Annotated in this window: 27 protein-coding genes; 17 read left to right on the forward strand and 10 right to left on the reverse strand. The window is 72.0% G+C overall.

All coding sequences use genetic code 11. The annotated features are described in order from the left end of the window. The first annotated feature begins 118 nt into the window (after nt 1-118). Genes B079_RS0103040 through B079_RS0103060 form a run of 5 tightly spaced genes read left to right on the forward strand, consistent with a single transcriptional unit; the run spans nt 119 to nt 5,665 of the window. Entirely contained in the window at nt 119-1,738 is a 1,620-nt protein-coding gene (locus B079_RS0103040) for a peptide ABC transporter substrate-binding protein (RefSeq protein ID WP_018544300.1), read from the forward strand. Nucleotides 1,739-1,744: 6 nt separating this feature from the next. After that, the gene (locus B079_RS0103045; RefSeq protein ID WP_018544301.1) at nt 1,745-2,668 is read left to right on the forward strand and encodes an ABC transporter permease; all 924 of its coding nucleotides are present in this window, start codon (nt 1,745-1,747) and stop codon (nt 2,666-2,668) included. Further along, nucleotides 2,661-3,644, forward strand: a complete 984-nt coding sequence (locus tag B079_RS0103050; RefSeq protein ID WP_018544302.1) for an ABC transporter permease — start codon at nt 2,661-2,663, stop codon at nt 3,642-3,644. Before B079_RS0103045 ends, B079_RS0103050 begins: the two co-directional genes overlap by 8 nt. A gap of 7 nt (nt 3,645-3,651) precedes the next feature. Next, on the forward strand, nt 3,652-4,626 hold the full coding sequence (locus B079_RS0103055) for an ABC transporter ATP-binding protein (RefSeq protein ID WP_018544303.1): 975 nt from the start codon (nt 3,652-3,654) through the stop codon (nt 4,624-4,626). Further along, the gene (locus B079_RS0103060) at nt 4,619-5,665 is read left to right on the forward strand and encodes an ABC transporter ATP-binding protein (RefSeq protein ID WP_018544304.1); all 1,047 of its coding nucleotides are present in this window, start codon (nt 4,619-4,621) and stop codon (nt 5,663-5,665) included. Before B079_RS0103055 ends, B079_RS0103060 begins: the two co-directional genes overlap by 8 nt. A gap of 110 nt (nt 5,666-5,775) precedes the next feature. Here B079_RS0103060 and B079_RS0103065 read toward each other — a convergent pair whose 3' ends face one another. Further along, nucleotides 5,776-7,902 carry a S9 family peptidase gene (locus B079_RS0103065; protein WP_018544305.1) on the reverse strand — a complete coding sequence of 709 codons (2,127 nt, stop codon included), beginning with the start codon at nt 7,900-7,902 and terminating at the stop codon, nt 5,776-5,778. A gap of 203 nt (nt 7,903-8,105) precedes the next feature. On the opposite strand from B079_RS0103065, the gene B079_RS0103070 reads away from it, so the two are divergent. After that, nucleotides 8,106-8,300, forward strand: coding sequence for a hypothetical protein (locus B079_RS0103070; RefSeq protein ID WP_018544306.1), 195 nt, complete (start codon nt 8,106-8,108; stop codon nt 8,298-8,300). On the opposite strand, the gene B079_RS31255 is transcribed toward B079_RS0103070, so the two are convergent. After that, nucleotides 8,290-8,667, reverse strand: a complete 378-nt coding sequence (locus B079_RS31255) for a MerR family transcriptional regulator (protein ID WP_037801215.1) — start codon at nt 8,665-8,667, stop codon at nt 8,290-8,292. The two genes, B079_RS0103070 and B079_RS31255, sit on opposite strands and share 11 nt — an antisense overlap. A gap of 59 nt (nt 8,668-8,726) precedes the next feature. Between B079_RS31255 and B079_RS0103080 the strand changes: the two genes are divergently transcribed. Continuing rightward, a complete protein-coding gene (locus B079_RS0103080; RefSeq protein WP_051094937.1) occupies nt 8,727-9,641 on the forward strand; it encodes an NAD(P)-dependent oxidoreductase in 915 nt (304 codons plus the stop codon). Here B079_RS0103080 and B079_RS0103085 read toward each other — a convergent pair. Genes B079_RS0103085 through B079_RS0103100 form a run of 4 tightly spaced genes read right to left on the reverse strand, consistent with a single transcriptional unit; the run spans nt 9,622 to nt 11,122 of the window. Next, entirely contained in the window at nt 9,622-9,813 is a 192-nt protein-coding gene (locus B079_RS0103085) for a DUF397 domain-containing protein (RefSeq protein ID WP_018544309.1), read from the reverse strand. The two genes, B079_RS0103080 and B079_RS0103085, sit on opposite strands and share 20 nt — an antisense overlap. Before the next feature lie 19 nt (nt 9,814-9,832). Further along, on the reverse strand, nt 9,833-10,024 hold the full coding sequence (locus B079_RS0103090; protein ID WP_018544310.1) for a DUF397 domain-containing protein: 192 nt from the start codon (nt 10,022-10,024) through the stop codon (nt 9,833-9,835). A 19-nt stretch (nt 10,025-10,043) separates the two neighbouring features. Continuing rightward, a complete protein-coding gene (locus B079_RS0103095) occupies nt 10,044-10,250 on the reverse strand; it encodes a DUF397 domain-containing protein (protein ID WP_018544311.1) in 207 nt (68 codons plus the stop codon). Further along, entirely contained in the window at nt 10,247-11,122 is an 876-nt protein-coding gene (locus B079_RS0103100; protein WP_018544312.1) for a helix-turn-helix domain-containing protein, read from the reverse strand. The genes B079_RS0103095 and B079_RS0103100 overlap by 4 nt, the downstream gene beginning before the upstream one ends. Before the next feature lie 140 nt (nt 11,123-11,262). Between B079_RS0103100 and B079_RS0103105 the strand changes: the two genes are divergently transcribed. From B079_RS0103105 to B079_RS0103140, 8 genes are all read left to right on the forward strand, one after another. Then, complete coding sequence (locus tag B079_RS0103105; protein WP_026248299.1) at nt 11,263-11,745, forward strand: ATP-binding protein; 483 nt, start codon at nt 11,263-11,265, stop codon at nt 11,743-11,745. A 55-nt stretch (nt 11,746-11,800) separates the two neighbouring features. Then, nucleotides 11,801-12,643 carry an N-acetyl-1-D-myo-inositol-2-amino-2-deoxy-alpha-D-glucopyranoside deacetylase gene (gene mshB / locus B079_RS0103110; RefSeq protein ID WP_018544314.1) on the forward strand — a complete coding sequence of 281 codons (843 nt, stop codon included), beginning with the start codon at nt 11,801-11,803 and terminating at the stop codon, nt 12,641-12,643. Continuing rightward, nucleotides 12,640-13,056, forward strand: coding sequence for a DUF6113 family protein (locus B079_RS0103115; RefSeq protein ID WP_018544315.1), 417 nt, complete (start codon nt 12,640-12,642; stop codon nt 13,054-13,056). The genes mshB and B079_RS0103115 overlap by 4 nt, the downstream gene beginning before the upstream one ends. Before the next feature lie 152 nt (nt 13,057-13,208). After that, nucleotides 13,209-15,542 (forward strand): hypothetical protein, encoded by a 2,334-nt coding sequence (locus B079_RS0103120; RefSeq protein ID WP_018544316.1) that lies wholly within the window; start codon nt 13,209-13,211, stop codon nt 15,540-15,542. 248 nt (nt 15,543-15,790) lie between these two features. Then, on the forward strand, nt 15,791-16,726 hold the full coding sequence (locus B079_RS0103125; RefSeq protein WP_026248300.1) for an ABC transporter ATP-binding protein: 936 nt from the start codon (nt 15,791-15,793) through the stop codon (nt 16,724-16,726). Then, the gene (locus tag B079_RS0103130) at nt 16,723-17,466 is read left to right on the forward strand and encodes an ABC transporter permease (RefSeq protein WP_018544318.1); all 744 of its coding nucleotides are present in this window, start codon (nt 16,723-16,725) and stop codon (nt 17,464-17,466) included. The genes B079_RS0103125 and B079_RS0103130 overlap by 4 nt, the downstream gene beginning before the upstream one ends. A 5-nt stretch (nt 17,467-17,471) precedes the next feature. Further along, complete coding sequence (locus tag B079_RS0103135) at nt 17,472-18,656, forward strand: sensor histidine kinase (RefSeq protein ID WP_051094988.1); 1,185 nt, start codon at nt 17,472-17,474, stop codon at nt 18,654-18,656. Then, nucleotides 18,653-19,267, forward strand: a complete 615-nt coding sequence (locus B079_RS0103140) for a response regulator transcription factor (RefSeq protein ID WP_018544320.1) — start codon at nt 18,653-18,655, stop codon at nt 19,265-19,267. Before B079_RS0103135 ends, B079_RS0103140 begins: the two co-directional genes overlap by 4 nt. A gap of 125 nt (nt 19,268-19,392) precedes the next feature. Here the strand turns inward: B079_RS0103140 and B079_RS0103145 are convergent, their stop codons facing one another. Then, complete coding sequence (locus tag B079_RS0103145; RefSeq protein WP_018544321.1) at nt 19,393-20,283, reverse strand: transglutaminase-like domain-containing protein; 891 nt, start codon at nt 20,281-20,283, stop codon at nt 19,393-19,395. 8 nt (nt 20,284-20,291) lie between these two features. Then, entirely contained in the window at nt 20,292-21,308 is a 1,017-nt protein-coding gene (locus tag B079_RS0103150; RefSeq protein ID WP_037801079.1) for a GNAT family N-acetyltransferase, read from the reverse strand. 140 nt (nt 21,309-21,448) lie between these two features. Between B079_RS0103150 and fdxA the strand changes: the two genes are divergently transcribed. Then, on the forward strand, nt 21,449-21,769 hold the full coding sequence (gene fdxA / locus B079_RS0103155) for a ferredoxin (RefSeq protein ID WP_018544323.1): 321 nt from the start codon (nt 21,449-21,451) through the stop codon (nt 21,767-21,769). Between the two features lie 119 nt (nt 21,770-21,888). Further along, the gene (gene dapC / locus B079_RS0103160) at nt 21,889-22,986 is read left to right on the forward strand and encodes a succinyldiaminopimelate transaminase (RefSeq protein ID WP_018544324.1); all 1,098 of its coding nucleotides are present in this window, start codon (nt 21,889-21,891) and stop codon (nt 22,984-22,986) included. 85 nt (nt 22,987-23,071) lie between these two features. Here the strand turns inward: dapC and B079_RS31260 are convergent, their stop codons facing one another. Both B079_RS31260 and B079_RS0103170 read right to left on the reverse strand, forming a co-directional pair. Further along, entirely contained in the window at nt 23,072-23,374 is a 303-nt protein-coding gene (locus B079_RS31260) for a hypothetical protein (RefSeq protein WP_018544325.1), read from the reverse strand. Between the two features lie 87 nt (nt 23,375-23,461). Further along, entirely contained in the window at nt 23,462-24,454 is a 993-nt protein-coding gene (locus B079_RS0103170; protein WP_018544326.1) for a hypothetical protein, read from the reverse strand. Nucleotides 24,455-24,483 lie beyond the last annotated feature (29 nt).

Raw genomic sequence — 24,483 nt, forward strand, 5'->3', positions numbered from 1 at the left:
CGCAGACGGGCGCCTGCGCGTGCGGCAGTCGCGGTACGCGCCGATATTTGACACCGAGCAGCAAGATCACCGAGATGGCGTGACCGAGGAAGACGGCACCCCTCAGGAGGAGGCACCCATGCGCCCATCCGCGCGCCCCCGGCTGGCCGCAGGTGTTCTCGCGCTGGCGTTCGTCGCCACCGGCTGCGCGGGCGGGAGCGGGGCCGGGGGCGGCGGGGTGCTCAGTTCCTCCTGGGGCGATCCGCAGAACCCGCTGGAGCCCGCCAACACCAACGAGGTGCAGGGCGGCAAGGTGCTCGACATGATCTTCCGGGGGCTGAAGAGGTACGACCCGAAGACCGGCGCGGCCACCGACCTGCTCGCGCGGAGCATCGAGACCAGCGACTCGCAGCACTTCACCATCAAGATCAAGGACGGCTGGACCTTCTCCAACGGCGAGAAGGTGACCGCCCGCTCCTTCGTGGACGCCTGGAACTACGGCGCGAGCCTGAAGAACAACCAGAAGAACGCGTACTTCTTCGGCTACATCGAGGGCTACGACCAGGTCCACCCCGAGAGCGGCGAGCAGAGCGCCGACACCCTCTCCGGGCTGAAGGTGGTGGACGACCACACCTTCACCGTCGCCCTCGGCCAGAAGTTCTCCGGCTTCCCCGACACCCTCGGCTACGCCGCCTTCGCCCCGCTGCCCCGCGCCTTCTTCACCGACCACGCGGCCTGGGTGAAGCGACCGGTCGGCAACGGCCCGTACACCGTCGAGGCGTACACCAAGGGCTCCCAGATGAACCTGAAGAAGTGGGACGCCTACCCGGGGCCCGACAAGGCGCGGAACGACGGTGTGGACCTCAAGGTCTACACCGACAACAACACCGCCTACACCGACCTGATGGCCGGGAACCTCGACCTGGTCGACGACATCCCCGCCGCCCAGCTCAGGAACGTGAAGACCGACCTCGGGGACCGGTACATCAACACCCCCGCGGGGATCATCCAGACGCTCGCCTTCCCGTTCTACGACGCCCGCTGGAACACCCCCGGCGCCGAGAAGGTCCGCACCGGGCTCTCCATGGCGATCAACCGGAAGCAGATCACCGACACGATCTTCCAGCAGACCCGCACCCCCGCCACCGACTGGACCTCCCCGGTCCTCGGCAAGGAGGGCGGCTTCAAGGAAGGGCTGTGCGGGCACGCCTGCGAGTACGACCCGGCCGAGGCGAAGCGGCTGGTCAAGGAGGGCGGCGGCATCCCCGGCGGCCAGGTGAGGATCACGTACAACGCCGACACCGGCTCCCACAAGGAGTGGATCGACGCCGTCTGCAACTCCGTCAACAAGGCGCTCGGCGACGACGACGCCTGCGTCGGCAACCCGGTCGGCACCTTCGCCGACTTCCGCAACCAGCTCGGGCAGCACAAGATGACCGGCCCTTTCCGCGCGGGCTGGCAGATGGACTACCCGCTCATCCAGAACTTCCTCCAGCCGCTCTACTACACCGACGCCTCCTCCAACGACGGCAAGTGGGACAACGCCGAGTTCGACCGGCTCGTGGACCGGGCCAACGCCGAGACGGACACCGCCACGTCGGTCGCCACCTTCCAGCAGGCCGAAGAGGTGGTGCGGGACCACATGGCCGCCATTCCGCTCTGGTACCAGAACGGCAGCGCGGGCTACTCCGGGCGGCTCTCCGGTGTGGAACTCAACCCGTTCAGCGTCCCCGTCTACAACGAGATCAAGGTCGGCTGAGCCGCCATGGGGCGCTATGTCGTCCGGCGACTGCTCCAGATGATCCCGGTGTTCTTCGGGGCCACCCTGCTGATCTTCCTCATGGTCAACGTGATGGGCGACCCCATCGCCGGACTGTGCGGGGAGCGGTCCTGCGACCCGGCCACCGCCGCCCAGCTCAAAGCGGAGTTCGGGCTCGACCGGCCGCTGTGGCAGCAGTACGCGACCTACATGGGCAACGTCTTCACCGGCGACTTCGGCACCGCCTTCAACGGACAGCCCGTCACCGAGCTGATGGCGACCGCGTTCCCGGTGACGATCCGGCTCACCCTCGTGGCGATCGTCTTCGAGATCGTCGTCGGCGTCACCCTCGGCGTCCTCACCGGGATGCGGCGCGGGCGGCCCGTGGACACCGCCGTGCTGCTGCTCACCCTGGTCGTCATCGCGGTGCCGACCTTCGTCACCGGCCTGGTGCTCCAGCTGCTGCTCGGCGTCGAATGGGGCTGGATCAGGCCCTCCGTCGCACCGGAGGCGCCCTTCTCCCAGCTCATCGTGCCCGGCCTGGTCCTCGCCTCCGTCTCGCTCGCCTACGTCACCCGGCTCACCCGCACCTCACTCGCCGAGAACCGCCGCGCCGACTACATCCGCACGGCCGTCGCCAAGGGGCTGCCCCGGCGCCGGATCATCACCCGGCATCTGCTGCGCACCTCGCTGATCCCGGTGATCACCTTCATCGGCACCGACATCGGCGCACTCATGGGCGGCGCCATCGTCACCGAGCGGATCTTCAACATCCACGGCGTCGGCTTCCAGCTCTACCAGGGCATCCTGCGCCAGAACACCCAGACGGTCGTCGGCTTCGTCACCGTGCTCGTGCTGGTCTTCCTCGCCGCCAACCTGCTGGTCGACCTGCTCTACGCCGTACTCGACCCGAGGATCCGCTATGCCTGAGCGGGGATACGACAACGGCGGCGCCATCGCCGGGACCGGCATGGGCGGCGCGATGGACCTCGCGACCGGCGAGGCGAGCACCCTGGAGCGCGCCCCCGGCGGCGGACCCGGCGGCACGGGCCCGCGCGGGAAACCCCGCTCGCTGTGGTCCGACGCCTGGCGCGACCTCAGGCGCAACCCGGTGTTCGTCGTCTCCGCGCTCGTCATCCTCTTCCTGGTCCTCATCTCGGTCTGGCCCTCGTCCATCGCGTCGGGCAACCCGCTCGACTGCGACCTCGCCGACGCCCAGCGGGGCTCCGCCCCCGGCCACCCCTTCGGCTTCGACGGGCAGGGCTGCGACGTGTACACGCGGACCGTGTACGGCGCCCGTACGTCCGTCACGGTCGGCGTCTGTGCCACGCTCGGGGTCGCCCTGCTCGGGTCGGTGCTCGGCGGGCTCGCCGGGTACTTCGGCGGGGCGGGGGACGCGGTGCTCTCCCGGATCACCGACATCTTCTTCGCGATCCCGGTCGTGCTCGGCGGGCTCGTGCTGCTCTCGGTGGTCACCAGCAACTCGGTCTGGCCGGTGGTCGGCTTCATGGTGCTGCTCGGCTGGCCGCAGATCTCCCGCATCGCGCGCGGCTCGGTCATCACCGCCAAACAGCACGACTACGTCCAGGCCGCCCGCGCGCTCGGCGCCTCCGACACCCGCATCCTGCTGCGGCACATCGCGCCCAACGCCGTCGCGCCCGTGATCGTCGTCGCCACCATCGCGCTCGGCACCTACATCTCCCTGGAGGCCACGCTGTCCTACCTCGGCGTCGGTCTGAAGCCGCCCAGCGTCTCCTGGGGCATCGACATCTCCGCCGCCTCGCCCTACATCCGCAACGCCCCGCACGCCCTGCTCTGGCCCTCCGGGGCGCTCGCGCTCACCGTGCTGGCCTTCATCATGCTCGGCGACGCGGTGCGCGACGCCCTCGACCCGAAGCTGAGGTGACGGCGCGATGCTGCTCGACGTCCGCGATCTGCACGTGGAGTTCCGCACCCGGGACGGGGTGGCGCGCGCGGTGGACGGGGTGTCGTACATCGTGGACGCAGGGGAGACCCTGGCGGTGCTCGGGGAGTCGGGCTCCGGCAAGTCGGTGACCGCCCAGGCGGTGATGGGCATCCTCGACACCCCGCCCGCGCGGATCACCGGCGGGCAGATCCTCTTCCAGGGCCGCGATCTGCTCACCCTCAAGGAGGACGAGCGGCGCCGGATCAGGGGCGCCCGGATGGCGATGATCTTCCAGGACGCGCTGTCCGCCCTCAACCCCGTGCTCACCGTGGGCGACCAGCTCGGGGAGATGTTCGTCGTCCACCGGGGCATGTCGAAGCGGGACGCGCGCGCCCGCGCCGTCGAGCTGATGGACCAGGTGCGCATCCCGGGCGCCGCCCAGCGGGTGCGCGACTACCCGCACCAGTTCTCCGGCGGGATGCGCCAGCGCATCATGATCGCGATGGCGATCGCGCTGGAACCCGCGCTCGTCATCGCCGACGAGCCCACCACCGCGCTCGACGTCACCGTGCAGGCCCAAGTCATGGACCTGCTGGCCGAGTTGCAGCACGAGTACCGCATGGGGCTCGTCCTCATCACCCACGACCTCGGCGTGGTCGCGGACGTGGCGGACCGGATCGCGGTGATGTACGCGGGCCGGATCGTGGAGACCGCGCCCGTCCACGACCTCTACAAGGCCCCGGCCCACCCCTACACCCGGGGCCTGCTCGACTCCATCCCGCGCCTGGACCACAAGGGCCGCGAGCTGTACGCCATCAAGGGCCTGCCGCCGAACCTCGCGCACGTCCCGCCCGGCTGCGCCTTCCACCCGCGCTGCCCGATGGTGCGCGACGTCTGCCGCACCGACCCGCCCCCGCTGTACGAGGCGGGCGAACGGCGGCGCAGCGCCTGCCACTTCTGGAGGGAGTGCCTGAATGGCTGAGCCGATCCTGGAGGTCAGCGGCCTCGTCAAGCACTACCCGCTCACCCGGGGCATCTTGTTCAAGAAGCAGATCGGCGCGGTCAAGGCGGTCGACGGCGTCGACTTCACCCTCGCCAAGGGCGAGACGCTCGGCATCGTGGGCGAGTCGGGATGCGGCAAGTCCACGGTGGCGAAGCTGCTGTGCAACCTGGAACGGCCGACGGCCGGCGCCATCAGGTTCAAGGGCGAGGACATCACCCGGCTGTCCGGGCGCGCCCTGAAGGCCGTGCGCCGCTCGGTGCAGATGGTGTTCCAGGACCCGTACACCTCGCTCAACCCCCGCATGACCGTCGGCGACATCATCGGGGAGCCGTACGACATCCACCCCGAGGTGGCCCCGAAGGGCGACCGGCGTCGCAGGGTCCAGGAACTGCTGGACGTGGTCGGCCTCAACCCGGAGTACATCAACCGCTACCCCCACCAGTTCTCCGGCGGCCAGCGCCAACGCATCGGCATCGCACGGGGGTTGGCGCTTCGTCCCGAGATCATCGTCGCCGACGAACCGGTCTCGGCGCTGGACGTCTCGGTCCAGGCGCAGGTGATCAACCTGCTCGACCGGCTCCAGGCGGAGTTCGACCTCTCCTACGTCTTCATCGCACACGACCTGTCGGTCGTCCGGCACATCTCGGACCGCGTGGCGGTCATGTACCTCGGCCGGATCGTGGAGACCGGCACGGACAAGGAGATCTACGAGCACGCCACGCACCCCTACACACAGGCGCTGTTGTCGGCGGTACCGGTGCCCGACCCGGAGGCGCGCGAACACCGCGGCCGGATCATCCTGACCGGGGACGTCCCCTCACCGGCCGACATCCCCTCCGGCTGCCGCTTCCGCACCCGCTGCTGGAAGGCTCAGGCGCGCTGCGCCCTGGAGGTCCCGGCGCTGGCCGTGCCCGAGGAGTTCCGCTCCACCGCCGGACCCGTGGCCCACGACTCGGCATGCCTGTTCGCGGCGCCGCTGCCGGTCACCCTGGAGAAGAACGGCAACGGGCCGGGGTGACATGGCCACCCCGGCCCGTACACGGCACCCGCACGGCCGTACGTTCTTCAGTCTGGCGCGTTCGTATATCGGTGCCACTTCCGTGGAGTTGCTGGAGTGTTAAACCCCGTTCACCCGGACTGAGCGGGCGTCAGGGACCGCTTGAGGAAGTCGACCTGGAGCAGCAGCAGGTTCTCCGCGACCTGTTCCTGCGGGGTCATGTGGGTGACGCCGGACAGCGGCAGCACCTCGTGCGGGCGGCCCGCGGCCAGCAGGGCCGAGGACAGCCGCAGGGTGTGTGCGGCCACCACATTGTCGTCGGCCAGACCATGGATGATCATCAGCGGCCGGTGCGGCTCGGCGGGCTCGGAGAGGCCGTCGTCGGTGACGAGGGAGCTGCGGGCGTAGACCTCCGGGTCCTCGGCGGGGTCGCCGAGATACCGCTCGGTGTAGTGGGTGTCGTACAGCCGCCAGTCGGTGACCGGGGCGCCCGCGATGCCCGCGTGGAACACGTCCGGGCGGCGCAGCACGGCGAGCGCGGAGAGGTAACCGCCGTAGGACCAGCCCCGGATGGCGACCCGGTCCAGGTCCAGCGGGTAGCGCTTGGCGAGGTCGTGCAGGGCCTCGATCTGGTCGTCGAGGGTGAGCGTGAAGTCGTGGTGGATCGCCTTCTCCCACGCGGGGGAGCGGCCCGGGGTGCCCCGGCCGTCCGCGACGATCACCGCGAAGCCCTGGTCGGCGAACCACTGCGAGGTCAGATGGGCGTTGTGGGCGGCCGTCACCCGCTGGCCGTGCGGGCCGCCGTAGGGGTCGAGGAGGACGGGGAGCGGTGCGTCACCGGGGTAGTCCGTAGGCATAAGCACGGCGCACGGAATTCGCTGTGCGCCCCCCTCGGTGAGGGTCACGCGGGGGGACATACCGGGATCTTCGGCGTACGAGGTGACAGCGGTCGCCGCTTTTCCGTCACGCAGCACCTGGACACGGGCACCGGGGCTGTCGAGCGTCGCGGAGATCAGCACGGTCGTGTCGCCGCCGCGCGTCGCGGTGTGCACGCCGGGGACCTGGGACACACGCTCCACGCCCAGTTCGTTCACCCGGTACACATGGATCTCGCCGATTTCCGGGTCCTCGGCCGCCTCGCCCGCGGAGGCCGAGACCAGCACCTCGCCGTCCGTCACGTCGAGGACCGAACGGATGTGCAACTGTGGCCCGGTCAGGGGACGTTCGCCCACGACCAGGACCCGCGCGCCGCCCTCGTCCGCGATCCGGACCAGCTGGCCCGAGGGGGTCCAGCAGGGCACGGAAGGGAAAAGATCAAGCCAAGTTGGATCATCGTCGGCGTGCACGGTGCGGGTGGTGCCGGTGTCCGGGTCCACCGCCAGGACCACCTGGCCGCGCTGGTCCCGCGACTGCGCCAGAAGGAGAGGCGCACCCGCCGCTGACCAGTGCACTCGCGCCAGATAGGGGTAGCGCTCGCGGTCCCAGGTGACCTCCGTGCGCTCGCCGCCGAGCCCGATCACGAACAGCCGTACGTCCGCGTTCGCCGTGCCCGCCGCCGGGTAGCCGACGTGGTGTGGCTCACGCTCCGGGTGGGCCGGGTCCGCGATCCACCAGCGCCGTACCGGCGTGTCGTCCACGCGCGCCACCAGCAGCCGGTCGGACTCCGGGGACCACCAGAAGCCGCGCGAACGGTCCATCTCCTCGGCCGCGATGAACTCCGCGAGACCGTAGGCGACATGGCCGGACTCGGGGGTGGCGAGGGCGCGGTCCGTGCCGTTCTCGGCGCCGACCACACGGAGCTGACCTCCCGCGACGTACGCGATATGGCGGCCGTCGGGGGAGGGGCGGGGGTCGATCACCGGCCCCGGGACGGGGAGTTCACGTGCCGTACCGGCCCGCAGCTCGGCCGCGAAAAGCCGCCCCGACAAGGCGAAAGACGCCAACTCCACGGCCGCGTCGGTGGCGTAGCCGACGATGCCCGCGCCGCCCTCACGGCTGCGCTCGCGCCGGGCCCGCTCCTCGGGCGACAACTCCTCGCCCCCGCCCGCGAGCAGCGCGCGCGGGTCGGCGGCCAGGCGCTCCGTGCCGTCCGAAGTGTCCAGCACCCAGAGGGAATTGGTCCGGTCGGTGCCGGACTCCGACCGCAGGAACACGACACGCGAACCGTCCGGCGCCACGGTGAACGCGCGCGGCGCGCCGAGCGTGAACCGCTGGGTACGGGCGTGCCGTCGGGGGAAGGACTCAGCCTCGGTTGTCATACCTCGACCATATTGGCCATGCGCCCCCTTGTGCGGCCGTGCGCCGAGCGATGCGCGAGCACGGATAGTTATGATCACTGTCGCAGCGTGGGTATGAACCAGGCGGCGTCCGCGTGGACTTGCTCCACCGGTGCAGAACCCGAACGACAACCCCCATAGTCCGAACCCCCCGCGTCCCCGGGATTCTTTGGAGGTGAGCCGCCGTGGCACTCTCGATTTCGGCGGTGGTGCTGCTGGCGATCATCGTCTTCCTCCTGATCAAAAAGTCAGGTCTGAAGGGCGGCCACGCGGCGATCTGTATGCTCCTCGGCTTCTACCTCGCCTCCTCGACGATCGCCCCGACGATCAGCGAGCTGACGACGAACGTGGCGAGCATGATCGGGAGCATCAAGTTCTGACGGGGCCCTGCGGGGCGTCGAGCGGGCGTCCGACGAGGGTGTCGAGGGTGTCGCGTGTGGCGATCAGTTCGGCGATCGCCGCGTCGATCCGGCGGCGTTCCCGCGCCAGGCCGTCGACCAGTTCCGGGCACTTCCCCACCAGGACGACCGTGTCGTCGACGGTGCCGGGAAGGATCTCCGCGACGACCGAGGTGCCGAGCCCTGCGGAGAGCAGGATCTGGATGCGCCGCACGGTGGCGACGGCGCGTTCGTCGTAGTCGCGGTAGCCGTTCGGCAGGCGGGTGGGAGTGAGCAGCCCCTGTTCCTCGTAGTAGCGGAGAGAACGCTGACTCACGCCGGTACGCCGTGACAGCTCACCGATCCTCATGGGGCAGTAGTGCAGCAGCACTTGACCTTCACGTCAATGTGAAGGTCTAGCGTCGGGACATGACCTCGATTGCCAATGGGAACACCCGGATCACGCCCGTGACCGTCCTCGGTCTAGGCCCCATGGGCCGCGCTCTGGCCTCCGCCTTCCTCACGGCCCGCCACCCGGTGACCGTGTGGAACCGCACCCCCGGAAAGACCGGAGACCTTCTCGACCGGGGTGCGGTGGCTGCCTGTTCGGTCCAGGAGGCGGTGGAGGCGGGGCACGTGATCGTCACCTGCCTGATCGACTACGACGCGGTGCGGGCCACGCTCGCACAGGCACCGGGCGGCTGGGAGAACCGGCGGCTGGTCAACCTCACCAGTGGGGAACCGGCTCAGGCCCGTGAGATGGCGCGCTGGGCCGCTTCCCACGGGATCGACTACCTGGACGGTGCCGTCCTGACGCCGACCCCCGCGATCGGCACCTCGTCCGCCGCCGTCCTCTTCAGCGGCGCCCACGCTGTCCACGAGGCCGTCCGGGAGACGATGACCGCCGTCGGCGGCACCGGGGTGTACCTCGGTGCCGACCCCGGCCGGGCGTCCGCCTACGAGGTCGCGCTCCTGGACCTCTTCGCCACCTCGGTGAACGGCATCGTGCACGCCTTCGCCCTCGCCTCGGCCGAGGGCATCGAGCCGGAGGGGTTCGCCGCCTTCGCCACCGGCATCGGCGGCCTCCTGCCCGAGATGATCATCCGCTTCGCCGAGCAGCTCCGGACCGGCGACCACCCCGGAGACCGCTCCACGATCGCCTCCGCTGCCTCCGGCATCACCCACGTCATCAACACGGCCACCAGCCACGGAATCGACGTGAGCGTGCTCAGCGCGGCGAAGAAGATCATCGACCGCGCGGTGGCGGACGGCCATGGGGCCGAGGGGCTGGCGCGTCTGACCTCGGTCCTGCGCGAGGGTGGTGTCAGTCGCGTACGTCGGTGAGGAAGGCCGTCCAGGTTTCCCGGGTGAGGGTGAGTCGGGGGCCGGTGGTGTGCTTCGAGTCGCGGACGTGGATCGTGCCGGGGGTGACGGCGATCTCCACGCAGGAGTTGCCGTCGGTGCCGCTGCTGTAGCTGCTCTTGAACCACTTCAGGTCCGTGGCGTCGTCAGTCATGAGGCTCCCTGTCCGGCGTTCAGTTGCGCACGGCGGAGACGAAGGCCGTCCACGTGTCCTGGGTGAGGGCGAGCTGGGGGCCGACCTGGTGCTTGGAGTCGCGGACGTGGATCGTGCCGGGGGTGACGGCGATCTCCACGCAGGAGTTGCCGTCGTTGCCGCTGCTGTAGCTGCTCTTGAACCACGTCAGGTCCGTGGCGTCGTCAGTCATGAGGCTCCCTGTCCGGCGTTCAGTTGCGCACGGCGGAGACGAAGGCCGTCCACGTGTCCTGGGTGAGGGCGAGCTGGGGGCCGACCTGGTGCTTGGAGTCGCGGACGTGGATCGTGCCGGGGGTGACGGCGATCTCCACGCAGGAGTTGCCGTCGTTGCCGCTGCTGTAGCTGCTCTTGAACCACGTCAGCTCGGAGGCGCCGCCGTCAGCGGTCTTGCGGATCATTTCTCTCCTAGCAGTTGCTCGATGAAGGCCAGCGACTCCCCTGGTGAGAGTGCCTGAGCCCGGATCGTGCCATACCGCAGCTCAAGGATGCGCAGGTGTTTGGGATCAGAGGTCGGCCTGCCGTTGAAGGCGCCGTCGGAGCGGCCCACCGCTGAACCGTCCGCGAACTTCAGCAGTTNGATCCGGCCGTCCAGACCCGAGTGGGTGGTGCAGCTGTTCGGCATCACCTGGAGGACGACGTTGTGCAAATTCCCCACCTCCAGCACGCGTTCGAGCTGTCGGCGCCACACCATTGTGCCTCCGATGGGCCGCTTCAGAGCCGCCTCTTCGAGGACGAAGCTAAGTGCCGGTGCGGGCGAACGCTCGAAGACCGCTTGCCGGGCCACGCGGGCGGCCACCATGCGCTCCACGTCGTCCGGTGAATACGGGGGCTGGGCCGCCTGGAACAGTGATCGTGCGTGATCCTCCGTCTGCAACAGCCCGTTGATGCTGTTGCACTCGTAGACCGCGATCTCCACCGCCTGCGACTCCAGCTTCCCCAGCTCCCGCACCTTCCTGGGGTACCGGACCTTCTTCACGTCCTCCCAGGCCGCCGAGATCAGCCCGTTCGCCTTCAGGACCTCGTCCGCCTTGTCCAGATACTCCCGGCGGGGAATCCGTTTGCCGCTCTCGATCTTGTAGACCAGGTCCTCGCCGTACCCGATCGCCGCCCCGAACTCGGCCGCCCGCATCCCCGCGGCCTCTCGTCGCAGCTTCAACTGCCGTCCCACCGCGGTGATGACGGCCGCGCCCCACTCGTCGTCGGGCTCGACCTCCCAGCCGGACTCGTCGTCCTCCGCCGCGTTCCGTACCGCCTCGCCGTCCACCGACATGCGCAACTCCTCCGGTGCGTCGTACCGCCCCCGCACCGGCTGCCGACAGGCTGGACACCCTCGGACGAAGTGCCGACAGTGACCGTACGCGACGGTGCGTTCACTCTTCACGGTAGGGCGATGCGGCAACCCTGGGTGATGTGAATGAGGAAAACACCGGGGCCACGGCCCAACTAGCCCACCTTGCGGGTGACTTCAGCCTGCTGTTCTCGTCCACGCCGAGAGGCGCCCGGCTCGCCCGGCTGCTCGCCGCCGATCAGCTGCGGAGCTGGGGGGTGCCGACCAGGGTGGCGAGCCAGATCGTGGCGGAGCTGGCGACCAACGCCGCCACCCACGGCCGGCTCCCCGGCCGCAGCTTCCGGCTGACGCTGATCGTCTCCGGCGGCACGCTCCGTATCGAGGCCGTCGACACGCGCGGTGACCGCCTTCCGGAGTGCCGCGAGCCGGACCCCCTCGCCGAGTCGGGGCGCGGCCTGCTCCTCGTCGCCGCCCTGGCCGACCGCTGGGGCGTGGCCGAGGACCACTTCCCGCGCAAGATCGTGTGGGCCGAGCTGGATCTCGGGGCACCGGACCCCGACCCCGAGGACGACGGGAGCGATCGCCAGGACCCGCGCCCCCGGTGAGGACACCGCGAGCCCTCCTCCCGCCCCCACCCGCCCCTCCTCGTACGCTGGTCCCATGACGGATCTCCCCGCCCGGCGGCTGCTCCTGGTGCACGCGCACCCGGACGACGAGTCGATCAACAATGGCGCGACCATGGCGAAGTACGTGGCCGAGGGTGCGGCCGTGACGCTGGTCACCTGCACGCTCGGGGAGCGGGGGGAGGTCATTCCGCCGGAGCTGGCACATCTGAGCGGGACCGCGCTGGGGGAGTACCGGCGCGGTGAGCTGGCGGCGGCCATGCGGGAGCTGGGGGTCACCGATGTGCGGGTGCTCGGGTACGGGGACTCCGGGATGATGGGGCTGCCGGACAACGACGAGCCGGGGGTGTTCTGGCAGGCCGATGTCGACGAGGCGGCCGGGGCGCTGGCGGACGTCATCGTGGAGACGCGGCCCCAGGTCGTCGTCACCTACGACGACAACGGCGGATACGGGCACCCGGATCACATCCAGGCCCACCGCGTCGCCATGCGCGGCGTGGAGCTGGCCGCCGGGCGCGGGCACGAGGTCGCCAAGGTGTACTGGAACCGCATCCCGCGCTCCGTCGCCGAGGAGGGCTTCGCCCGGCTCGCCGAGGAGCTGCCGGACCTGCCCTTCCCGAAGAGCGCCGCCATTGAGGACCTGCCCGGTGTCGTGGACGACGCGCGGATCACGACCGCCGTCGACGGCAGCGCGCACGCCGCCGCCAAGGCCGCCGCCATGCGCGCCCACGCCACCCAGATCACCGTGGCCGGGCCGTACTTCGCGCTCTCCAACGACCTGGCGCAGCCGCTGTTCACCACCGAGTACTACGAGTTGGTGCGCGGCGCGGGCGAGCCCGGGGAGTGCGACCTGTTCGCCGGGATCGAGGAGGCGTCGTGAGCGGGGACGGACGCGGGTCGATGCTCGCGCAGCCGCTGCGACCGCCGTCCGTGGGGCGCGCCTTCGGGCTGTTCGGGCTGTTCGTGCTCGGCGCGGTCGTCGGGCTCGCCGGATCGCTGATCCAGGACGCCTGGTTCCCGGGCGGCCTGCTGCTCGCCCTCGCGGGCGCGGCCGGGGCGTTCCTCGGCGGGGCGTACGCGATCGGCGCCCGCTCCGGCGCGGTCGCGCCGGTCATCGGCTGGGTCGTCGCCGTCGTCCTGCTCACCGCCAGCCGCCCCGAGGGCGACTTCCTCTTCGGCGCGGGCGGCGGCTCCTACTTCTTCCTGCTCGGCGGCATGGCCATCGCTGTGATCTGCGCCACCCTCGCTCCGGGGCGGCAACCCCCCGCCCGCTCCGGTCGACTTGGCAACTGACGTACCACTTCGTGCGACAACCGTGCGGGTCCGGTGCGCATTTCCCCGACGGTCGTGGGATACGCGCCAGAAGTGGCCAGTATGGTGGTGCGCGCCGCCGAGAAGCCCGCTGAGGTCATGACGGGCGGCGGAGCCAACCGGGAGAACCTGCCTTGAGTCGTGAAACTGACACTCCGTCCTCCGGGAGCAACGGGCGCGGCGGAGCCGCATATCCCTCCGGGACACCGCCGTACGGGACCTCCACCGCTTCCGACGGCGGTCCGGACGCGGACCGTCCGGGCGCGCGGCCCGAGGAGCGCAAGACGGAGACCACGCTGACCACCCGCATCCGGATCAACATCCCCGGATCGCGGCCCATCCCGCCGGTCGTCGTGCGCAAGACCGTCGGGGACGGCGAGGGCGCCGGGGACGAACCGGCCGCCGAGGCACGGCCCGAGGCCGCCGCCGCGCCGGACACCAGCGCCCCCGAACCCGCTCCCGAGCCCGCCGCCCCGCAGGCCGAGGAGAAGACCAGCGACTGGTTCGCCCCGCGCAAGTCCGGCCCCAAGAGCGGTGGTCCGGGCGGCGGCGGTACGAACGGCGCGGGGATGCCCGGCGGAGCAGCCGCCGGTGGCGCCCCCGCCTCCGCGCCCGCGCTTCCCTCCGGCGGACAGGCCGCGCTGCCGACCCGTCCGTCCGGCGGTGCCGCCGGTACGCCCCCGCTGCCGACCCGTCAGGGCGGTGCCACGCCTCCGCTGCCGACCCGGCCGGGCGCCGGTGGCGGTGCGGGTGGCGGTGCGGGTGCCGGTGCCGGTCGTCCCGGCGGTACGAACGGTGCCGGGCTGCCCGGTGCCACCGGCGGTCCGGTCGCGCCCGGGCACGGCGGCGGCACGGGTTCCTTCGACGTGACCGAGGCGCTGTCCTCCGGCCCGCTCGGCGGCGGCTCGCGCCCCGGCGGTCCCGGCGGCCCGGGTGGTCCCGGCGCCGGTGGCCCTGGCGCCTCCGGTGGTCCCGGCACGCCCGCCGGTCCCGGTGTCCCCGGCGGCGAGCCCACCCGTGACGACCTCCCGTACTTCTCCGACGGTCCCGCCCGAGGCGGCGCCACCGGCGGGGCGAGCGGCCGTGGTCCCGGCGGCACCGGCGGCTTCAACGGCCCCGGCGGCCAGGGCGCCCCCGGCCCCAAGGGCCCCGCGGGCCCGACCGGCGGCCCGGTCACCGGTGACGCGCCGCTCGGCCGCCCCGGCCGTCCCGGCGCCCCCGGCAGCCGTGGCCTGGAGGCAGGCGAGCCCTTCGACGGACCGCCCGCCTTCCGCGCCCCCGGCGCCTCCGGCGGCACCCCGTTCGCGCCCGCCGGTGCCCTCGGCGAGGACACCGCGGTCCTGACCCCGCAGCCCCAGGCGGCCCTCGGCCACCGCCCGCCCGGTGTCTCCGGACCCACCGTCAGCAGCGGTGCCCCGGCCACCGTGGGCACCCCGTTCGCGCCCGGCGCCCGGCCCGACGGCCCGGCCACGCCCAAGGCGGCCACCCCGGCGCCCTCGCAGTCCAAGGGCAAGCCGAAGAAGAAGGGCCGCAGCAAGCTCGTCCTGCTCGTCGCCGCCGTGGTCGTCGTCGCGGGCGGTGCCTACGGCGCCGGTCTGCTGATGAACCGCAGCGACGTGCCCAGCGGCACCACCGTGCTCGGCGTCGACATCGGCGGCGGCACCCGCGACGACGCGGTCAAGAAGCTGGACGACGCCTTCGGCAGCCGTGTCGCCAAGCCGCTGCGCCTGGAGGTGGGCGGCAAGACCGTCACCCTCACCCCGGACAAGGCCGGGCTCCAGTTCGACTACCAGGCGACCGTGAGCGACGCCGCGAAGAGCGACTACAACCCGGTCTCCGTGATCGGCTCGCTCTTCGGCCAGAAGCGCGTCGTCCCGCCGGTCATGCCGGTGGACGAGGAGAAGCTCCAGGCCGCGCTGGAGAACACCGGCGGCGGCTCGGGATCGGTCGTCGAGGGCGGCATCAAGTTCGAGGCGGGCAAGGCCGTGCCGGTGTACGGCAAGGCGGGCCGGGCCATCGACGCGGCCCGCTCCACCGACGCCGTCCGGCAGGCGTACCGCACGCTGGTCGAGACCGGCGAGGCGATCCCGGTGACCGTGCCGACCACCGAGAAGCAGCCGACGGTCTCCAACGCCGAGGTCGACCGCGAGATGAAGGAGTTCGCCAAGCCCGCGATGTCGGGCCTCGCGACCGTCCGCACCGACGCCGCCCACCAGGTCACCTTCAGCCCGCAGAACTCCCTCTGGAAGTTCCTCCAGGTCAAGGCGGTCTCCGGCGGCAAGCTGGTCGACGCCCCCGACCAGGCCGCGCTGAAGGAGCTGTACGGCAAGACCTTCGACGGCGTCCTGATCACCCGGGCCACCGGCCAGAAGACGCCCGTCACGGTCCAGGACGTCTACGGCGCCCTGCGCCAGGCCCTGACCAGCACCTCCAACCGGACCGCGGTCATCGAGACCAACCCCAACTAGCGGTCACCGCTTGCGGAAGGGGCCGCCCGGCACAGCGCCGGGCGGCCCCTTCGCCGTAGCCACATGTGCGGCTCCCCCATGTGGCTGTCCCACATGTGCGGCTCCCCCATGTGCCGGTCCCACACGTGGAGCCCCCACACGTGCCGGTCCCACGCCCGCCGTCACGGCATCCGCATGACAGATGTCATCCCGCACCATGGACCCCCGACACTGCCCCGCCCCCACCCCCTCCCGCCACCATGGTCGGTATGACGACGACAGCGGCACCCCCGGCCACCGTACCTGCGGCGGTGGCCGGGTTCGACCAGGTGACCAAGACCTACGGCAGCGTCCGGGCCGTCGACGGCCTCTCGCTCACGCTGCACCCCGGCGAGACCGTCGCCCTGCTCGGCCCCAACGGCGCGGGCAAGTCCACCACGCTCGATCTGCTCCTCGGCCTCAAGCACCCCGACAGCGGCACGGTCCGGCTGTTCGGCACCACCCCGCGCGAGGCGATCACGACCGGGCGGGTCGGCGCCATGCTGCAGAGCGGCGGCCTGATGGAGGACGTGACGGTCGCCGAACTGGTCCGCCTGGCCTGCTCGCTGCACCCCAAGCCGCACAAGCCCGCCGACGTGCTCGCCCGCGCGGGCATCACCCAGATCGCCGACCGCAAGGTCAACAAGCTCTCCGGCGGCCAGGTCCAGCGCGTCCGCTTCGCCCTGGCCACCGCCGGGGACAGCGACCTGATCGTCCTGGACGAGCCCACCACCGGCATGGACGTCTCCGCCCGCCAGGCTTTCTGGGCCACCATGCGCGAACAGGCCGACCAGGGCCGTACCGTCCTGTTCGCCACCCACTACCTCGAAGAGGCCGACGCCATCGCCGACCGGGTGCTCGTGCTGCACCGGGGCCGCCTGCTCGCCGACGGCACCGCCGCCGAGATCAAGGCCCGCGCGGGCGCCCGCCGGATCGCCTTCGACCTGGAGGGCGCGATCGACGAGACCGCGCTCGCCGGACTGCCGTGCATGACCTCGTTCGACGTGTCCGGGCCGACCGTGCGCATCCAGTCCACCGACGCCGACGCCACCGTGCACGCCCTGTACGGCCTCGGTGTCTACCCCCGCAATCTCGAAGTGGCCGGACTCGGCCTGGAGCAGGCGTTCGTCGCCCTCACCGCGGCCGAGGAGGCCAAGCAGGCATGAAGCCGCTGATCACACTCGAACTCACCCGCGCCCTGCGCAACCGCAAGTTCCTGTTCTTCTCCGTGCTCTACCCCTCGGTCATCTTCCTGATCTTCTCCAGCAGCGGCGGCCCGAACGCGAAGGTCGACGGCAGCGGCGGCCTGACCGTGGCCACCTATCTGATGGTCTCCATGGCCTCCTTCGGCGCCCTGACCGCCGTCCTCATGGGCAACAGCGAGCGCATCGCCAAGGAACGGGAGAGCGGCTGGGTACGCCAGCTGCGGCTCACCTCGCTGCCCGGCCACGGCTACGTCCTCGCCAAGACCGCCAGCGCGGCCGTGGTGAGCCTGCCCTCCATCGTCATGGTGTTCGTGGTCGCCGCCGCCGTGAAGGACGTACGCCTCGACGCCTGGCAGTGGCTCGCCCTGACCGGGGTCATCTGGGCGGGCAGCCTGGTCTTCGCCGCGCTCGGCGTCGCCATCGGCTACCTCGCCTCCGGGGACGCGGTACGCCCCATCACGATGATCGTGTACTTCGCGCTGTCGCTGCTCGGCGGCCTGTGGATGCCCTCCACCGGGTTCCCGAGGGTCCTCCAGGACATCGCGGACTGGCTGCCCACGCACGCGTACGCTGCCCTGGGACGCGCGATCGAACAGAGCCAGGCCCCGCACGCGCGGGACGTCGCCGTCCTCGCCGTCTACTTCCTGCTCTTCGCGGGCGGGGCGGCCTGGCTGTACCGGAAGGACACGCTGAAGGCGTGAGCGTCATGACGGAAGACCGGCGGACAACCGACGCGCTGGACACCTCCATGGGCCGTCCGCCGCGCACCCGGCGCGAGCTGTGGGTGAAGCTGCTGTGGGTCGGCGTCTGGCTGGTCTTCCTCAGCTCGCCCGTGCAGGACCTGGCCGACGGCCACCACGGTACCGGCGCCACCTGGGGCGGTGCGCTCGGTCTGACCGCCTTCGTCGGGGTCTATCTGAGCCTGGTCTTCCGCAATATGGGCAGGCCGTACTCCGGGCCCGTCGTCATCGTGCTGCTCCTGGTCCTCGGCGTCCTCGCCCCGCTGCTCGCCTACACCCTCGGCGCCTCCTGGCTCGGCCTGTTCGTCTACCTGTCGGTGGCCTGCGGCGCGACCCTGCCGCCCCGGGCCACCTACTGGGCGATCCCGGCGTCGGCGGCCCTGATGTACCTGGTCGGACTGCACACCGACGAGGCCGAGGCCCGCGATCTGCTGCTCCTGGTGGTGCTCATCGGCTTCGCGATGGTCGGCGTCGGACAGCTCGTGCGCACCACCATCGAGCTGCGCAAGGCACGGGCCACCGTCGCCCAGCTCGCCGCCAACGAGGAACGCCTGCGCCTCGCCCGCGATCTGCACGACCTGCTCGGCCACTCCCTCTCGCTGATCACCCTGAAGAGCGAGCTGGCCGGGCGGATGCTGCCCGGCCAGCCGGAGAAGGCCGCGCAGCAGGTCGCCGACATCGAGCGGGTCAGCCGCCAGGCCCTGGTGGACGTGCGCGAGGCCGTCACCGGCTACCGGCGCCCCCGGCTGGCCGCCGAACTCGCGGGCACCCAGGTCGCCCTGACCGCCGCCGGAGTGGTCTGCGAGGTGCCCGCCGAACCCGACCTCACCGGCGTCCCCGAGGAGGCCGAGGCCGCGCTCGCCTGGACGCTGCGCGAGGCCGTCACCAACGTGGTCCGGCACAGCGGCGCCGACCGGTGCGCCGTCGAGCTGCTGCGCCGCCAGACCCTGGACGGCCCGGTCCTCGAACTCACCGTCCAGGACAACGGCTCGGGCGGCTCCGGCACGCTTCCCGGCAACGGGCTCACGGGGCTCACCGAGCGCCTGGAGAAGGCGGGCGGGAGTCTGGAGGCGGGGCGGGCCGGGCGCGGTTTCCGGCTGGTCGCCCGCGTCCCCGTGGCCGCCGGGGCGGACGTAGGATCCGGGGCATGACGCGCACGATCAAGGTCCTGCTGGCCGAGGACCAGTCGATGGTCCGCGAGGCACTGGCCGCCCTGCTCGGCCTGGAGGACGACATCGAGGTCGTGGCCCAGGTGGCACGCGGTGACCAGGTGCTGGCGGCCGTCGCCGAGCACGGCGTGGACGTGGCCCTGCTCGACATCGAGATGCCCGGCTGCACCGGCATCGAGGCGGCGGCCCAGGTGCACCGCGCGCACCCCGGAGTGAAACTCGTCGTCCTCACCACCTTCGGACGCCCCGGCTATCTGCGCAGCGCCATGGAGGCGGGCGCCGACGCCTTCCTCGTCAAGGACGCCCCCGCCGCCCAACTCGCCGCCGCCGTACGGCGCGTGCTCGACGGGGAGCGGGTCATCGACCCCACGCTCGCCGCCGCCGCGCTGGCCGAGGGCGCCAACCCGCTCACCGACCGCGAACGCGAGGTGCTGCGCGCCGCCGCCGACGGCTCCACCAACGCCGAGCTGGCCCAGGCCCTCCACCTCTCCCAGGGCACCGTGCGCAACTACCTGTCCACCGCGATCCAGAAGCTGGCGGTACGCAACCGGGCGGAGGCGGTACGGATCGCGCGGGAGAAGGGGTGGCTGTGAGCGGGCCGCGCGGCGGTGAGCGGCTGTACCGGTGGTGCACGCCCTTGTGGCTGTGAACGGTGCTTTCAGCACTCCTGGCTGTGAAGCGCGCACCCCGCCCCGGCCCGGCCCCCAGCCCCCAACCCTCAGTTCAGCAGCGCCCGCGCCGCCCGCGCCTGCGCCCGCGCCCGTTCCTCCGCCACCGGGTCGACCACCGCGACCAGCTCCGCGTACGCCTCCAGCTCCGCCGCGCCCTCCGTGAACGCCCCCCGCTGCACCAGCAGCCGCGCCCGGTCGTAACGCAGCCGCGCCGGATGCGCGGGCAGCAGCAGCCCCAACTCCACGGCCAGCAGGGCGATGTCGGAGCGCTCGGGGCGGGCGGCGGCCCACGCCCGCACGTTGTTCAGAATCCGCTGGACCACCTCGACCGGCGTCGCGGGCACCAGCGCCGCCGGGTCCAGCGGCGCCCCCGTCGCCCCCACCACCAGCAGCTCGGCATCCGCCCGGGTCAGCAGCCGGCCCCCGTCGAACGGGTCCGCGAGGACCATCTCCTCGCCCGAGGGCCCGAACCCCACCACGAAGTGCCCCGGCAGCGACACGCCGTACACCGGCGCACCCGCCCGCCGGGCCACCTCCAGCCACACCACCGACAGCAGGATCGGCAGCCCGCGCCGCCGCCGCAGCACTGCGTGCAGCAGCGAGGACTCCAGCCGCTCGTAGTCCCCGGCCGAGCCCCGGAACCCGCACTCCTCGCCGAGCAGCCGGGCCAGCGCCCGAGCCCACGCCCGCGGCCCGCCAGGCCGGTACGGCACCCGCCCCGCCAGCTCGTCCAGCGCCAGCTGCGCCGCGTCCAGCCCGGCCTCGTCAAGGGAGCCGTCCGCCTCCGCGCCGATCAGCAGGCACAGCGCGGACAGGTCGGGGCGGGACGAACGGGCCTCCTCCGCGAACCTGCGCCGCAGCTCCGCCGAGCGCTCGGCGGGCGGCGGGTACGGCGGCGGGATATAGGGCGGGCGCTTCGCCGGTTCCTGGCCGTCCACGGCGCCTCCTACGGCCGCCCGGCGCCGGAGCCGTCCGGTGCCCGGTAGTGGTGGTAGGTGTGGTGCGGCGCGAAGCCCAGGCGCTCGTACAGCGTCCGCGCGCCCGTGTTGGACTCCTCCACCTGGAGCCACGCCGCCGAGGCGCCCTCGTCCAGGGCGCGCCGGGCCAGCGCGGCCATCACCTCGGAGGCCAGCCCCTGCCGCCGCCGCGCGGGATCGACCTCGACGGCCGCGAACCCGGCCCAGCGGCCGTCCACGACACACCGCCCGATCGCCGCGGGCGCCTCACCCGCCGCGCCGGGCACCGTCGCGAACCACACCGACGCTCCTCGGTCGAGCACCCGCAGGGCCACGTCGCTCACTCCCTTGCGCTGGTACCGCGCGAGCCACGCCTCGTCCGCCTCGCGGGAGAGGACCACACCGGCGCCCTCCGCCCGGTCCGCGACCGGTGCCAGACCCCCGGTCCACAGCTGGGCCGTGACCTCCCGGGTCCAGCCGCGCCGCTCCAGCTCCGCGCACAGCGGCTCCGGCACACCGTCGGGGCCGCTCGCGGTCTGGACATAGGCGGGCAGGCCGCGCTCGTCGTACCAGCGTCTTACGGCGAGCAGGGCCGCGTCGAGCGGAAGGCCCGGATCACCCAGGGGGAGCACACTGTTCGCCCGCCGGGTGAAGCCCCCGGCCGCCCGCAGCTCCCACCCCCCGAGCCACTCGCTCTCCACCGGCCGCCACGCCCGCGCGGCCACCTCGGCCAGCTCCGCGTACCCGGCCGCCGGACCGCGCCGACGTGCGGGAACGGCCGGAACGACCTTGCCCGCGACGAGCACGGACTCCTCGATCCGCACCGTTCGGCCGTCCCGCTGTGTGATCATGAGCACGCCGTTGTCCCATGATGTGAGAACACCGACCGTGTCGGTGAACTTCTCACCCGGCCGACCGGTCTGCGTCAACCGTCGTACCGAGACCCGTTTGCCCACGTCAGCAGGGGCAATTCGGACCTCGAGGCGTCCTGGCGCCGATATTTCCACTGGTCGGTCCACCCCTCCTGTTCGGATCACGTCCCAGAACGGAGATACTAGGGGCGGGCATCGACGACGCCGCGCTCCCGCGCGCCAGGCGGCGGAGCCTGAGGAGGCCCGCCAGCGCCCTATCGAGGAGGAACGACAGCGTGACCTACGTCATCGCGCAGCCTTGTGTCGACGTCAAGGACAAGGCGTGCATCGAGGAGTGCCCGGTCGACTGCATCTACGAGGGCCAGCGGTCCTTGTACATCCACCCGGACGAATGCGTCGACTGTGGTGCCTGTGAGCCGGTCTGCCCGGTCGAGGCGATCTTCTACGAGGACGACGTCCCGGACGAGTGGAAGGACTACTACAAGGCGAACGTCGAGTTCTTCGACGAGCTGGGCTCGCCCGGCGGCGCCAGCAAGCTGGGCCTGATCGAGCGCGACCACCCCTTCGTCGCCGCGCTGCCGCCGCAGGGCGAGTGACGCCGGGGCCGCTCCCGCGCGGCCCGCACGACGACAGCACCGCCTCGGTCCCGTACGGCCAGTTCGCCGCCGTACGGGGCCGAGGCGTTCGCCGTTACCCACGAAAGCGAGCAAGTCCCGTGTCCGCAGTCTCCGACCGGCTCCCCACCTTCCCCTGGGACAAGCTGGAGCCGTACAAGAAGACCGCCGCCGCGCACCCCGGCGGCATCGTCGACCTCTCGGTCGGCACCCCGGTCGACCCGGTCCCCGAGCAGGTCCAGAAGGCCCTGATCGACGCGGCCGACTCGCCCGGCTACCCGACGGTGTGGGGCACGCCCGCGCTGCGCGACGCGATCACCGGCTGGCTGGAGCGCCGCCTCGGCGCCCGCGAGGTCACCCACCGCCATGTGCTGCCGGTGGTCGGCTCCAAGGAACTCGTCGCCTGGCTCCCCACCCAGCTCGGCCTCGGCCCCGGCGACCGCGTGGCCTACCCGCGCCTGGCCTACCCCACCTACGAGGTGGGTGCCCGCCTCGCCCGCGCCGAGTACGAGGTCTACGACGACCCGCGCGACCTGGACCCGGAGGGCCTGAAGCTCCTCTGGCTGAACTCGCCGTCCAACCCGACCGGTGCGGTCCTCTCCCAGGAGGACCTGGCGGGGATCGTCGCCTGGGCCCGCGAACACGGCGTCCTGCTCGTCTCCGACGAGTGCTACCTGGAGCTGGGCTGGGAGGCCGACCCCGTCTCGGTCCTGCACCCGGACGTCAACGGCGGCTCCTACGACGGCATCGTGGCCGTCCACTCCCTCTCCAAGCGGTCCAACCTCGCCGGTTACCGCGCGGCCTTCCTCGCGGGCGACCCGGCCGTCCTCATGCCGCTCCTGGAGATCCGCAAGCACGGCGGCATGATGATCCCGGCCCCCACCCAGGCGGCGATGGCGGCGGCGCTGGCGGACGACGAACACGTCCGCGTCCAGCACGCCCGCTACGAGTCCCGCCGCACCCGGCTCCGCGAGGCCCTGCTGGCCCACGGCTTCCGCATCGACCACAGCGAGGCCAGCCTCTACCTGTGGTCCACCCGGGGCGAGTCCTGCTGGGACACGGTGGCGCACCTGGCCGACCTCGGCATCCTGGTCGCGCCGGGCGACTTCTACGGCGAGGCGGGCGCGCAGCACGTGCGGGTGGCTCTGACGGCCACGGACGAGCGCATCGACGAAGCGATCACCCGCCTGAAGGCGTAACCAGCCGGAAGCCGGCTGCTGCTACCGCTGTGCCCACCCGTTCCGCCTTGCGGAACGACTGCCCACAGCGGTAGCGGTACCGGCCTCAGCCGAGCGGCAGCCCGCTCTTGGACAAGTTGCCCAGCACACCCCCGGCCGTCCCCGTGGCCTTGCTGGCCGCAGGCGCCGCGTTCTTCAGCGCCCCCGCCGCCGGAACCGCCTGCTGCACCACCTTGTTGCCCGCGAGCCCGCTCACGCCGTCCAGCGCGCTGAGCCCGCCCAGCCCGGGCGCCGCGGACGGGTGCTGAGCCGCCGCCCCGGCCGTCCCGGCGACCCCCACCCCCGCCACCACTCCAGCGGCGGTGAGCAGCGCGGCACGAGCGATCCGGCGGGTCATGGGAAGAGACATCACGGCTCCAATCGACGGAAGAACACTGCCGTGACTACCGCGCGAACCCCCCGAAGGTTGCGGACCCCCGAGGTAAAAAGACAATAACTACGGCCCGGTGACGATCCGTACGCTCGCCGGAGAGGCCTCGGCGCCCGCCGTCCCGCCGCCCGGCGCCGGATGCCAGTCGCCCCCGCCGTTGGACGCGGTCCACTCCCGTCCCGCGTACGTCACCCGGGAGATCCGCAGCGCGGAGGAGTTGGCCACCGCCCACTGCGCGAGCTGCCACCCCCGCTCCCGCTCGTCGCGCCCGCTGGCGTCGGTCCTGTCGCCCTGCGGCACCGGAACCGTCACCGTCCGCCCGTGCGCGGTCGCGGTCACGCTCGGGGACGGCGAGGGCGAGGGGACGGACGTACCGCCCACCTCCGCGCCCGTCTCCTGGAGCGCGTCGCGCCCGAAGTCCCGTACCAGCGCGGTCCGTACGGCGTCAGGACCCACCGTGCCGGTCGCCCGCATGGAGCGGCCGTCGCAGGTCAGGGTCGCCGCGGAGTAGCCGGTGAGCGCGGTGGCGAGCAGCGCGGCGTCCGACTCGTGCTTGGCGTACGCCTCCGGGAAACCGCTGCGCTGCACCTTCTGCGCCGCGACGGTGAGCGGGAGTTCGGTGTAGTCCGGCACGCGCGCGAGATGGGCGTAGAAGATGCCCGCCGCGTACGCCGGGTCCATGATCTGCTGCTCGGAACCCCAGCCCTGCGAGGGCCGCTGCTGGAAGAGGCCGAGCGAATCCCGGTCGCCGTGCTCGATGTTGCGCAGCCCGGACTCCTGGAGCGCGGTGGCCAGCGCGATCGTCACCGCGCGCAGCGGCATCCCGCGCCCGGTGCCGACGGCGGCGATGGTGGCCGCGTTGCCCGCCTGCTCGGGGGTGAACTCGTACGACACGCGCGCGTCCGACGCGGAGACCACCTTGCAGCCTCGTGCGATCCCGCCTCCGGTGACGTACTGCACCACGAGGTAGGCGGTGACGGCGGACAGGACGAGCAGTGCCGCGCAGATGCGCAGGACACGGCCGCGGCGTCGGGGTCGGGAGGGGGACGGCTCTGACACGCGTACAAGGTACTGGAGTGCGCAACCCC

This window comes from Streptomyces sp. LaPpAH-108 (assembly GCF_000373625.1).
Taxonomy (GTDB): domain Bacteria; phylum Actinomycetota; class Actinomycetes; order Streptomycetales; family Streptomycetaceae; genus Streptomyces.